This is a genomic window from Acidovorax sp. 99 (assembly GCF_003096455.1).
GTDB lineage: Bacteria > Pseudomonadota > Gammaproteobacteria > Burkholderiales > Burkholderiaceae_C > Acidovorax > Acidovorax delafieldii.
In genome coordinates this window covers 630,165-641,566 of record NZ_QEKU01000001.1, presented here as the reverse complement: position 1 = coordinate 641,566, position 11,402 = coordinate 630,165, and the positions used below count along the sequence as shown (strand labels likewise).

Genomic DNA, 11,402 nt, shown 5'->3' with positions numbered 1-11,402 from the left:
GTTATTTCCACGCAGGTTTACTGGTGTTCAACTGCGCCGTGGCCCGGTCCTTGGGCCACACCACCTCAAAGTCGTTGCCTTGCCACTGGCTCACGGTGCCAGGAATGGACGCGTTCTCGCTGCCCTGGAAGCGGATGCCGCCCAGGATGGTCTGGAACTCGTTCTTGGCGATGTGCTCGCGCAGCGCCTTGCGGTCCAGGCCCGCCTTTTCCACGGCCTGTTGCAGGATCTGCAGGCCCGCCCAGGCGTGGCCGCTGGCCCAGCGGTCGGGTTCCTTGTTGAATTTCTTCACGTGGGCGTCGAAGTACGCCTTGGCCTCGGGGCTGGTCTTCACGCTCCACGAGCCCATGCCGATCACGCCCTCGGTGTTGGCGGCCATCACGTTCTTGTAGAGCTGGAAGGCTGTGCCCACCGAGGCGTAGAAGAACTTGGGGTTCAGTCCCACCTCGCGCGCCTGGCGGCTGGCCAGGATGGTGTCGGGCGGGTAGGTGATGCCGATGAAGGCGTCGGGGTTCAGGTCCTTGATGCCGCGCAGCACGGGTGCCAGGTCCTTCACGCCCAGCGGGTAGCTCTTGCGCTCCAGCACCTGGATGCTGGTCTTCTTAAGCGCGTTGTTCAGCGCGGCAAAGTTCTCCAGGCCAAACAGGTCGTCCATGTAGACGATGGCAATGGTCTTGACGTTGTTGGCCACCAGCATGTCCACCAGCGCACCCATCATCTTGTCGGGCTGCTGCAGCAGCGAGAAGAAGTAGGGCAGGTTCATGTCGATCAGCTTGCGCGACAGCGCCGTGGGTGCCAGCAGCGGGTAACCGAAGCGGTTGGCCAGCGGCGCGATGGCGAAGTTGGCGCCCGAACCCCAGGGCGGCAGGATCAGGTCCACCTTGTCGCTGCCCATCAGCTTTTCGTAGGTGCGCACACAGGTCTCGGTCTCGCTGCGGTCGTCGTAGCCGATGAGTTCAATAGGGCGCTTGGTGCCCTTCACGCTCAGGCCGCCCGCTGCATTCACCTGTTCGGCCCACAGCAGGTAGTTGGGCTCCTGGCTCACCTGCGCGCCTGCCGCCCAGGGGCCTGTGCGGGCGATGGCATAGCCAATGCGGATGGGGGCTGCGCTGCTGCCTTGGGCCCACAGCTGGGGGGCCACGGCCAGGGTGCCGACCGTGGCGGCGGCGCCTTTGATCCACTGGCGCTTGGAGGGTTGGTGTGCTGTCATTGTGTGTCTCCTCGGATGGGGCCTGCGTGGTGCACGCCGTGCCAAGAATCGTAGGGAGACGGGCCCCAGCGCGCTGCGCTGAGCGTGCACAAAACGCTTGCCTCAGCGTGCAGGCGGCAGCGGGTTTACCCGGATTTCCCTCGGTGGCATGGGGGAACGGGGCGTCCGATAATTCAGCCGCATAACCATCAGGCTTGCGCAACCCGCACTGGAGACACCATGGCCCACCCCCTGACCGAGGTATCCACCGACGCCGTGCCTGCGCGCGACCGCCTGCACCTGTGGGGCGATGCGGTGTGGCGCCTGATTGGCGGGCTGGAGTCCGACGCGTTTGGTGACGATGCCTTTGCAGGCCACATCACCTCGGGCCAGGCGGGCTATGTGAACCTGTGCCAGCTGGACGTAAGCCGCCACCGCGTGGTGCGCACCCCCAGCCTCATCCGGGGCAGCGACCGGGCCTACATCAAGGTGGTGGCCCAGCTCGAAGGGCGCGCGTGCTTCGAGCAGAACGGCCGCCAGGTGTGGTTGTCGCCAGGTGAGTGGAGCGTGTACGACACCACGCGCGCCTATGCCGTGAGCAACCCCGAGGCCGTGCGCCAGATGGTGCTGATGATCCCGAAGGAACAACTGCCCGAGCGCAAGCTCAAGCTCGATGATCTGATGGTGCAGCGGTTCTCGGGCACCAGCGGCGTGTCGCGGCTGGCATGGGACACCATGCGCGCCGCGTTTGCCGAGCTGCCCACCATGTCCGACGCCGCCGCCGACGGCGTGGCCGACGTGATCACGCACCTGGTGCAGCTTTCGCTGCTGGAACGCAACGGGCAGCAGAGCCTGCTGTCGCAGCGCGAGGCCCTGCGTGACCGCATCAGCCAATACATCGACCGGCACCTGGGCGACCCCGACCTCACCATCGACCGCATGGCCCAGGCGCTCAACTGCAGCAAGCGGCACCTGTACAACGCGGTGGCCGATGACGAGGAAACCCTGGCCGCCATGATCCAGCGCCGGCGGCTGGAGGCCTGTCTGCGCGACCTGCGCCACCCGGCGCATGCACAGCGCTCGGTCACTGACATTGCGCTGTCCTGGGGCTTCAGCAACAGCGCGCATTTCAGCCGCGCGTTCCGCTCACATGTGGGGCGCAGCCCCAGCGAGTACAGGGCCCGCGCATTGGCGCCGGTGGTGCTATTGCGGGACGAGTCGCGGCTCGCGCACTGAGCGGCACCCCGGCCCCTTGCGTGTGGGGCCGTCTGCGCGGTAAAGCACGCTCACCCGTTCTGCGCATGCGTATGCGTCGGCATGCAGTGGCGTGACCTTTGCCTTGCATCAATTCTTTACGCGGGCTTGACCCAGTGGGTACCTTGTGGGCGCAATCGCTGCTCACAATGGGGTTTTCCCTTGCGTAGCCACTGCCCATGCGTTTTCTCCCACTGGCCTCTCCCGGCACACCCACTGCCCGCGCAGCGCGACCTTTGCGTGCTGTGCCGTGGAGGCAAACGGCCTTGTTGTTGTGCGTGCTGGCCACCGCGGGGTGTGCCAGCCTGGCACCCACGGATGGCGCATTGCCCGCAGTGGCCGTTTCCCCGGCCTGGTCTGCGGGGGGCAACGGCACAGCGCGAGGGGCTACGGCTACATCCCTGGCCCAGTGGTGGCAGCGGTTTGACGATGCTGTGCTCACCTCGCTGGTCGAGCAAGCCTTGCGCGCCAACACCAGCGTGCGCACCGCCCAGGCCGCGCTGCAGCAGGCGCGTGCGCAGGTGGATGTGCAATCGGCCGGCCTGCTGCCCAGCGTGGGTGCATCGGCTTCGGCGCAGCGCAGCCGGGCCAGCAACAGCACCGGTAACACGTTCCAGGCCGGTTTTGATGCGAGCTGGGAGCCCGATGTGTTTGGCCGCCTGCGTAGCGGCGTGAGCGCCAGCGAGGCTGACGCCCGCGCGGCCGAGGCCAGCCTGGCTGACGTTCAGGTATCGCTGGCCGCCGAGGTGGCCGTCAACTACATCGAGCTGCGCGGGCTGCAGCAGCGCCTGGCCATTGCGCGCAGCAACCTGGCCAGCCAGCAAGAGACCCTGCAGCTCACCCAGTGGCGCCTGCAGACCGGGCTCACTACCTCGCTCGTCACCGAGCAGGCCCGTGCAGCGGCCGAGCAGACTGCCGCGCAGATTCCCAGCCTGGAAGCCAGCCTGGCGCAGTCGCGCTACAGCCTGGCCGTGCTGACAGGCCAGGTGCCAGGTGCCCTGGATGCCAAGCTGGCCGCCAGCGCGCCCGTGCCGCAGCCCACCGCAGAACTGGCGCTGGCAATCCCGGCCGAGACGCTGCGCCAACGCCCCGATGTGCGTGCGGCCGAGCAGCGCATTGCAGCCGCCCTGGCGCGCGTGTCGCAGGCCGATGCGGCGCGCTACCCCAGCTTCTCCCTCGGTGGCTCGCTGGGCCTGCGTGCCCTCACGCTGGGCGCGTTGTCGGGGGGCAGTGCGGTAACCAGTGCCTTGCTGGGCAGCGTGTCCATCCCGCTGCTGGATGGCGGCGCCGCCCGTGCCCAGGTGCGTGTGCAGTCTGCCGCGCTGGAGCAGGCCCGCGTGGCCTACGAAGCCACCGTGCTCACGGCCCTGCAGGATGTGGAGAACGCGCTGGTGGCCTTGCGTGGCGACCGGGAAAAGCTGGAGCGACTGACGGCCGCCGCAGACGCCGCCCGCAACGCCGCGCTGCTGGCGCAGCAGCGCTATAGCAGTGGGCTGATCGACTTTCAGTCCGTGCTGGAGACGCAGCGCACGCTGCTGTCCACGCAAGAGAGCGTGGCCACCACCACTGCTGCCGTCGCGGCGGACCATGTGCGCCTCTACAAGGCGCTGGGCGGCGGATGGGCGGTAGCCCAATAGCTGACAAGCCTTTCCACACGCTCACTCCATTGCCAGCCAGCCACCATTTTCTGATTCACGTCCCATGCCAAATACCGACACCTCCGCTTCTTCTGCACCCGCCAAAGCCGCCCCTTCCGACCTGAGCGCCTTGCTGGGGGCTGACCGTCCGCGCCGCTGGTGGCAGCGCACTACCGTGTGGCTGGGGGTGGCAGCGCTCGTGGTGGTGGGCGGTGGCTTGTATGCCTGGCAATCGCGCCAGAGCGCCAGCACTGCACCCACCTATGTCACCGAAGAGCTGCGCCGGGGCAATCTCACGCTCACCGTGTCGGCCAATGGCACGCTGCAGCCCACGCGCTCGGTCACCATTGGCAGCGAGCTGTCGGGCACCGTGCGCAAGGTGCTGGTGGATGTGAACGACAAGGTCAAGAAGGGGCAGCTGCTGGTGGAGCTGGACACCGCCAAGCTCGAATCGCAGGTGCTGCGCTCGCGCGCCTCGCTGGCGTCGGCGCAGGCCCGCCTGGCCCAGGCCGTGGCCACCACCAAGGAGGCCATTGCCAACTTTGGCCGGCTCGAAGAAGTGGCCCGCTTGTCCGGCGGCAAGGTGCCCTCGGCCTCCGAGCTGGACGCAGGCCGCGCCACGCTGGACCGCGCCCGCGCCGACGAAACCAGCGCCCGCGCCACGGTCGAGGACGCACGCGCCGCGCTGTCCACCGACGAGACCAACCTGTCCAAGGCCTCCATCCGCTCGCCCATCGACGGCGTGGTGCTCACCCGGTCGGTGGAGCCTGGCAACGCCGTGGCCGCTTCGCTGCAAGCGGTGACGCTGTTCACCGTGGCCGAAGACCTCACGCGGCTGCGGCTGGATGTGAGCGTGGACGAGGCCGATGTGGGCTCGGTCAAAGTCGGGCAGGACGCGAGCTTCACGGTCAGTGCCTATCCCTCGCGCCGCTACCCGGCCCAGGTCACGCGGGTGTCGTTTGGCTCCACCAAGACGGACAACGTGGTCACCTACATCACCTGGCTGGAGGTGAACAACAGCGACATGAGCCTGCGCCCCGGCATGACGGCCGCTGCCACCATCACTTCCACTGAACGCAAGGACGTGCTGCTGGTGCCCAACACGGCGCTGCGCTTCACGCCTGCGCAGGCCGCAGGGGCCGATGCGAAGCCCGGAGCGGGTGGCGCCAAGCCCGGCGCGTCGGGCAGCGGCAGTGGTGGCGGCATCATGTCGCAGCTCATGCCGCGCATGCCACGCTCGGGCTCGGGTCCACGCAAGCCGGGTGCAGGTGTAGAGGCAGGCGATGGTGCGGGCAAGACGCGCCAGGTGTGGGTGCTGCAAGACGGTGCCGCCAAGCCCATCGATGTGCAGGTGGGCATCAGCGATGGCCGCCATACCGAGGTCACGGGCGAGGGCCTCACGCCCGGCATGGCCGTGATCACGGACCAGCGCGCGGCAGGGGCCAAGCCATGAGCGTGGCGGGCGACACTCCCCTCATCCGCCTGCGGGGCGTGACCAAGGTCTATGGCGAAGGAGCGCTGGCTTTTCAGGCGCTCAAGGGCGTGGACTTGGACATCGCGCAGGGTGACTTTGTGGCCATCATGGGCCCCAGCGGCTCGGGCAAGTCCACCGCCATGAACACGCTGGGCTGCCTGGACCGGCCCACCACGGGCGAATACCTGTTCAAGGGCGTGCACGTGGAATCGCTCTCGCGCGACGAGCGGGCGCGGCTGCGGCGACGCTACTTTGGCTTTGTGTTCCAGGGCTTCAACCTGCTGGCGCGCACCTCGGCGCAAGAGAATGTGGAGCTGCCCCTGCTGTACCGGGGCGAATCCGCCGCGGCACGCCACGCGGCGGCGGCCCGGGCACTGGATGCGGTCGGCCTCAAGGGCTGGGAGCACCACACGCCTGCCGAGCTGTCGGGCGGGCAGCAGCAGCGCGTGGCCATTGCGCGCGCCATCGTCACCGAGCCCGATGTGCTGCTGGCCGATGAGCCCACCGGCAATCTCGATACGCAACGCAGTATCGAGATCATGGAGCTGCTGTGGCGCCTGAACGCTGACCACGGCATCACCGTGCTGATGGTGACGCACGAGCCCGACATGGCGCAGTACGCGCGGCGCATCGTGCGGTTTGTGGATGGCGTGGTGGACAGCGATGCGGCCAACCCACACCCCAAGGGACTGGACGCTGATGCAGCATCGGCCCTGCCGGCGGTGGCCGGTTCGGATGCGGGAGGCCACTGATGTTGCTCAACACCCTGCTGCTGGCGTTGCGTTCCATCCGGCGCAATCTCATGCGCTCCTTCCTCACCATCCTGGGCATCGTGATCGGCGTGAGCGCGGTGATCACCATGGTCACGCTGGGCAACGGCGCCACCCTGGCCATCCAGAACCAGATATCGGGCCTGGGCACCAACCTGCTGCAGGTACGCCCCGGCCAGCGCATGGGGCCCGGCGGTGGCACCGGCGCCCCGGCCTTCAAGGACACCGATGCCGACATGATCGCGCAGCAGATCGGCGGCATCCTGGCCGTGGCGCCCGAGGCGCGTGCCGCCGCCACGGCGGTGGTGGGCGGGCGCAACTGGACGACCAGCGTGATCGGCAGCACCAACGCCTGGCTGGAGACCGGCAATTGGACGGTGCGCACTGGCCGCGTCTTTACCGACGCCGAATTGCGCGCGGGTGCCGCCGTCTGCCTGATCGGCGAGACCGTGCGGCGCGAGCTGTTTGGCACGGCCGATGCCGTGGGCGGCCAGCTGCGCGTGAAGGCGTTTTCGTGCGAGGTGGTGGGCGTGCTGGCGTCCAAAGGGCAGGGGGCGTTTGGCAACGACCAGGACGACACCGTGTTGGTGCCGCTGCGCACGCTGCAGCGCCGCGTGACGGGCAACACGCGGGTGAACACGCTGCTGGTGTCCATGAAGGACGGCAGCGACCCCGAGCGGGTGAAGGCCAGCCTCACGCAACTGCTGCGCGAGCTGCGCAAGCTGTCGGACTCGGACGAAGACAACTTCAACGTGCTCGACACCAAGCAGCTCGCCGACACGCTCTCGGGCACCACCAAGGTGTTGACCACGCTGCTGGGCGCCGTGGCCGCCGTGAGCCTGCTGGTGGGCGGCATCGGCATCATGAACATCATGCTGGTGAGCGTGACCGAGCGCACGCGCGAGATCGGCCTGCGCCTGGCCATCGGCGCGCTGGAGCGCGAGGTGCTGCTGCAGTTCCTGATCGAGGCCGTGGTGCTGGCCGCGCTGGGTGGGCTCATCGGCATCGTGCTGGCCACGGGCGCGTCCCTGGCGCTATCGGGGCTGATGGGGGTGCCCTATCTGTTCAACCCCGGGGTGAACCTGCTGTCGTTTGTGTTTTCGGCCGGGATCGGTGTGGTGTTTGGCTACTTCCCGGCGCGGCGCGCGGCGCGCATGGACCCCATCGATGCGCTACGGCATGAGTGAGGGCGTTTGCAGAGGGTTCTGAGCAGACATGCAAGCAAAAAAGGCATGAAGCGCTAGTGCATCATGCCTTGAATGCTATTGAAAATATAGCGATGGCCGTTACGCGCCATCGTTTGGGGAGCTGCCCGCTTCAGTGAATGGTCAGCGTGGTGGCCTTGCTCACCGGCTCCAGGCGGACCAGCGTCAGGGTCAGCACGCCGTTTTCCAGCTTGGCGGTGCTGGCGCTGGCATCGATCTCGGTGGGCAGCTCCCACGCACGCTGCACCTTGCGCGGTGCGCCTTCCACGCTTTGCACCTGCACCACCTGGCCTTCGATGCTGATAGAGAGCTGTTCGCGGGCCAGGCCGGGTACGTCCAGCTGCAAGGTGGTGGCCTTTTCGTCCTGCGTCACGGTGCAGCCCGCAGCGGGTGCTGCAGCAGGCTGTGCCAGCGCGCCCATCAGAAAACGTTGCAGCGCCAGGTCGGCGGAACGGGGGGCTTGGGCATAAGCGGCGCGGCGGATCACGGGGGCGAAGATCATGGGTAACTCCTATACACTGCGCGGCTCTCGACGTGGTCGCCGCATGGCAGAGAGGTGTGTGCGGCCACGCCGCATTTCAAGGGAAAAATGCCATGAATAAATTGCAATCTGTGGGCTTGAAATCAGGCGCTGCGGCATTACGTCACACCGTTTGGGCAGCCGCAGTGGCCCTTGCAGGCGCCGTGGCGTTGGCGCCTGCCGCGCAAGCGCAGACCCCGCCCTCGGCAGCCGTGGCCCAGGCCAGGCCGGTCAAGCTGGCGCTCATCGAAAGCCTGTCGGGCCCTTTTGCCAACACGGGCGAGGCTGTGTACCGCAATATCTACTGGGCCATGGAGCGCGTGAACGCACGCGGCGGCGTGCAGCTGCCTGCCAGCAGCGGCGGCCCCCGCCCGCTGGTGCTGGAGCGCTACGACAGCAAGGGCCAGAACGAAGAAGCCCTGTCTGCCCTGCGCGCCGCGATTGACGATGGTGCGCAGGTCATCCTGCAGGGCAATTCGTCGTCCACGGCCGCCGTGCTGATCGAGGCCATCAACAAGCACAACGAGCGCGAGCCGAACAAGCGCGTGCTGTTCCTCAACTACTCGGCGGTGGACCCCATCCTCACGAACGAGAAGTGCAGCTTCTGGCACTTCCGTTTTGATGCCCATGCCGACATGCGCATGGCCGCGCTGATGGAGGTGATGCGCGAGGACAAGGCCTTGAAGAGCGTCTACCTCATCGGCCAGGACTACAGTTTTGGCCAGGCCGTGCTGCGCGAGGCCAAGAAGCAGCTGGCTGCCCAGCGCCCCGATGTGGCCGTGGTGGGCGAAGAGCTGCACCCCATCGGCCGCGTGAAGGACTTTGCGCCCTATGCCGTCAAGATCAAGACCAGCGGCGCGCAGGCCGTGGTCACCGGCAACTGGGGCAACGACCTCACGCTGCTGGTCAAGGCCGCGCGGGACGTGGGCTACGAGGGCAGCTTCTACACCTTCTACGGCAACGCGCTGGGCGCTCCCGCCGCGATTGGCGACGCGGGCATTGGCAAGGTGGTGGCCGTGGCCGACTGGCTGCCCAACGTGCCGGGTGCGCAGAGCGAGGCGTTCTACCAATCCTTCCGCACACGCTTTCCCAAGCCGCAGGATGACTATGTGCACATGCGCATGCAGCTGATGGTGGAGGCGCTGGCCCAGTCCATCGAGCGTGCAGGCAGCACCGATGTGGTGGCCGTTGCGCGCCAGATGGAATCGGCCAATGTGCAACTGGCCGGCCAGGGCGGCACCATGCGTGCGGCTGACCACCAGTTCCAGCAGGCGCTGGCGGTGGGCGTGATGGACAAGAAAGGTGCGCCCGGCGTGAAGTTCGACGTGGAAGGCTCGGGCTACGGCTTCCGCGTGGTGCGGCAGATTGCAGCCGCCAAGGCGCAGCAGCCGCACAGCTGCCAGATGCAGCGTTATTGATACTGCGCTACTGATGCCTGGGTCCGCCCCGGGCTGTCGGGGCGACCGAGGTGATTGCGCTCAGCGCCGGATGCGGTGGCCGGTCTTGAACACCCACCACACCACGGTGAGGCACAGGGCCATGAACACCAGCGTCATGCTGGTGCTGACCGCGATGTGCACATCGGCGTGGCCGTAGAACGCCCACCGCAGCCCGCTGATGAGGTACACCACCGGGTTGAACAACGAGACGGTCTGCCAGAACGGTGGCAGCATGCTGATGCTGTAAAACGCTCCGCCCAAAAAGGTGAGCGGCGTGATCACCAGCAGCGGGATCACCTGCAGCTTTTGAAAGCTGTCGGCCCACAGGCCAATCAGGAAGCCGAACAGGCAGAACGTGACGGCCGTGAGCACCAGAAAGCCCACCATCCACACCGGGTGCGCCACCTCGTACGGAACGAACACCCGGGCGGTGGACAGGATGAGCACCGACACCAGCAGCGACTTGCTGGCCGCCGCCCCCACGTAGCCCAGCAGCACCTCCACCCAGTTGACGGGTGCGCTCAGCAGCTCGTAGATGGTGCCCGACCACTTGGGCATGTAGATGCCGAAGGCCGAGTTGGAAATGCTCTCGGAAAGCAGCGACAGCATGAGCAGGCCGGGGATGATGTAGGCGCCATAGCTCACCCCGCCGATGTCGCCCATGCGCGAGCCGATGGCGGAGCCGAAGACGATGAAGTACAGCGCCGTGGTGAGCACGGGCGCAATGAGGCTCTGCATCCAGGTGCGGAAGGCGCGGTTCATTTCGAAGCGGTAGATGGCGCGCACGCCATGCAGGTTCACACCGGTCATGCTGGGATCGCTTTCTGGGGCGAAGGGGTTGGGACCTTGTCCTGGTGCACCAGGCTGACGAAGATGTCTTCGAGCGAGCTTTCGCTGGAGTGCAGGTCCTTGAAGTCGATGCCGTGCTCGGTCAGGGCGCGCAGCAGGGCGGCGATGCCGGTGTCTTCCTGCTGCGTGTCGAAGGTGTACGTCAGGACGGTGCCGCCCTGGCTCAGGGCCAGAGGCCAGCGGGCGAGCGATGCGGGCACTTGCGCCATGGGCTGCTGCAGCGTGATGGCCAGCGCTTTCTTGCCCAGCTTGCGCATCAGCACGGCCTTGTCTTCCACCACGATCAACTCGCCCTTGCGGATCACGCCGATGCGGTCGGCCATGTCCTCGGCTTCTTCCAGGTAGTGGGTGGTCAGGATGATGGTGGTGCCCGCGTCGCGCAGCGCCCGCACCAGGCGCCACATGTCGTGGCGCAGCTCCACGTCCACGCCGGCGCTGGGCTCGTCCAGGAACAGGATCTTGGGCTCGTGCGACAGTGCCTTGGCGATCAGCACGCGGCGTTTCATGCCGCCCGACAGCGCGAGGATCTTGTTGTCCTTCTTGTCCCACAGCGACAGGTCCTTGAGGATCTTCTCGATGTATGCGGGGTTGGGGGCCTTGCCAAACAGGCCCCGGCTGAAGTTCACCGTGGCCCACACCGTCTCGAACGAGTCGGTGTGCAGCTCCTGGGGCACCAGGCCAATCGCCGCACGGGCTGCGCGGTAGTCGCGCACCGTGTCGTGCCCATCGGCCGTGACGGTGCCCGCCGTGGCATTGCTCATGCCGCAAATCACGCTGATCAGCGTGGTCTTGCCCGCGCCATTGGGCCCCAGCAGGGCGAAGATCTCGCCGCGCCGGATGTCCAGGTCGATGTTCTTGAGTGCCTGAAAGCCGCCGGCGTAGGTTTTGCTCAGGCCGCGTACGCGGACGATGGCGTCCGTGTCGGGTGCTGGAGAAGGTGATGCAGGCATGGGGAAGGTTCTCTTGGAGGACCAGGGCGCGCCGCCTTGGCCGGGCCGCTGTGCAAGCGGTCGAAGCCGGGCATTGTGGACTGACTTGCGCAAGCGTGCAGGGCAGGGGCTCCGT

10 protein-coding genes are annotated in these 11,402 nt (G+C 67.1%); 6 read left to right on the top strand and 4 right to left on the bottom strand.

Going from position 1 to position 11,402, the window contains the following annotated elements:
• Nucleotide 1: 1 nt before the first annotated feature.
• Nucleotides 2-1,210 carry an amino acid ABC transporter substrate-binding protein gene (locus C8C95_RS03100; protein ID WP_116747606.1) on the bottom strand — a complete coding sequence of 403 codons (1,209 nt, stop codon included), beginning with the start codon at nt 1,208-1,210 and terminating at the stop codon, nt 2-4.
• A gap of 219 nt (nt 1,211-1,429) precedes the next feature.
• Here C8C95_RS03100 and C8C95_RS03095 point away from each other — a divergent pair, with 219 nt between their 5' ends.
• From C8C95_RS03095 to C8C95_RS03075, 5 genes are all read left to right on the top strand, one after another.
• The gene (locus C8C95_RS03095) at nt 1,430-2,425 is read left to right on the top strand and encodes a helix-turn-helix domain-containing protein (RefSeq protein ID WP_116747605.1); all 996 of its coding nucleotides are present in this window, start codon (nt 1,430-1,432) and stop codon (nt 2,423-2,425) included.
• A 296-nt stretch (nt 2,426-2,721) separates the two neighbouring features.
• Complete coding sequence (locus tag C8C95_RS03090) at nt 2,722-4,080, top strand: efflux transporter outer membrane subunit (protein ID WP_116750117.1); 1,359 nt, start codon at nt 2,722-2,724, stop codon at nt 4,078-4,080.
• A 64-nt stretch (nt 4,081-4,144) separates the two neighbouring features.
• Nucleotides 4,145-5,533 (top strand): efflux RND transporter periplasmic adaptor subunit, encoded by a 1,389-nt coding sequence (locus C8C95_RS03085; protein WP_116747604.1) that lies wholly within the window; start codon nt 4,145-4,147, stop codon nt 5,531-5,533.
• Nucleotides 5,530-6,306, top strand: coding sequence for an ABC transporter ATP-binding protein (locus tag C8C95_RS03080; protein WP_116747603.1), 777 nt, complete (start codon nt 5,530-5,532; stop codon nt 6,304-6,306). Before C8C95_RS03085 ends, C8C95_RS03080 begins: the two co-directional genes overlap by 4 nt.
• Nucleotides 6,306-7,511, top strand: a complete 1,206-nt coding sequence (locus tag C8C95_RS03075; protein ID WP_116747602.1) for an ABC transporter permease — start codon at nt 6,306-6,308, stop codon at nt 7,509-7,511. The genes C8C95_RS03080 and C8C95_RS03075 overlap by 1 nt, the downstream gene beginning before the upstream one ends.
• A 130-nt stretch (nt 7,512-7,641) precedes the next feature.
• On the opposite strand, the gene C8C95_RS03070 is transcribed toward C8C95_RS03075, so the two are convergent.
• Nucleotides 7,642-8,031, bottom strand: coding sequence for an Hsp20/alpha crystallin family protein (locus tag C8C95_RS03070; protein WP_099730807.1), 390 nt, complete (start codon nt 8,029-8,031; stop codon nt 7,642-7,644).
• 92 nt (nt 8,032-8,123) lie between these two features.
• Between C8C95_RS03070 and C8C95_RS03065 the strand changes: the two genes are divergently transcribed.
• Nucleotides 8,124-9,467, top strand: coding sequence for a branched-chain amino acid ABC transporter substrate-binding protein (locus C8C95_RS03065; RefSeq protein ID WP_099730806.1), 1,344 nt, complete (start codon nt 8,124-8,126; stop codon nt 9,465-9,467).
• A gap of 60 nt (nt 9,468-9,527) precedes the next feature.
• Here C8C95_RS03065 and C8C95_RS03060 read toward each other — a convergent pair whose 3' ends face one another.
• Both C8C95_RS03060 and C8C95_RS03055 read right to left on the bottom strand, forming a co-directional pair.
• Nucleotides 9,528-10,289: an ABC transporter permease gene (locus tag C8C95_RS03060; RefSeq protein ID WP_056640850.1), complete on the bottom strand. Its 762-nt coding sequence runs from the start codon at nt 10,287-10,289 to the stop codon at nt 9,528-9,530.
• Nucleotides 10,290-10,294: 5 nt separating this feature from the next.
• Nucleotides 10,295-11,287 carry an ABC transporter ATP-binding protein gene (locus C8C95_RS03055; RefSeq protein ID WP_116747601.1) on the bottom strand — a complete coding sequence of 331 codons (993 nt, stop codon included), beginning with the start codon at nt 11,285-11,287 and terminating at the stop codon, nt 10,295-10,297.
• Between the last annotated feature and the right edge of the window lie 115 nt (nt 11,288-11,402).

Excerpts from the sequence above, each read along its gene's own strand:
- C8C95_RS03100 (WP_116747606.1), bottom strand. The coding sequence starts at position 1,210 with ATGACAGCACACCAACCCTCCAAGCGCCAGTGGATCAAAGGCGCCGCC.
- C8C95_RS03095 (WP_116747605.1), top strand. The coding sequence starts at position 1,430 with ATGGCCCACCCCCTGACCGAGGTATCCACCGACGCCGTGCCTGCGCGC.
- C8C95_RS03085 (WP_116747604.1), top strand. The coding sequence starts at position 4,145 with ATGCCAAATACCGACACCTCCGCTTCTTCTGCACCCGCCAAAGCCGCC.
- C8C95_RS03080 (WP_116747603.1), top strand. The coding sequence starts at position 5,530 with ATGAGCGTGGCGGGCGACACTCCCCTCATCCGCCTGCGGGGCGTGACC.
- C8C95_RS03075 (WP_116747602.1), top strand. The coding sequence starts at position 6,306 with ATGTTGCTCAACACCCTGCTGCTGGCGTTGCGTTCCATCCGGCGCAAT.
- C8C95_RS03070 (WP_099730807.1), bottom strand. The coding sequence starts at position 8,031 with ATGATCTTCGCCCCCGTGATCCGCCGCGCCGCTTATGCCCAAGCCCCC.
- C8C95_RS03065 (WP_099730806.1), top strand. The coding sequence starts at position 8,124 with ATGAATAAATTGCAATCTGTGGGCTTGAAATCAGGCGCTGCGGCATTA.
- C8C95_RS03055 (WP_116747601.1), bottom strand. The coding sequence starts at position 11,287 with ATGCCTGCATCACCTTCTCCAGCACCCGACACGGACGCCATCGTCCGC.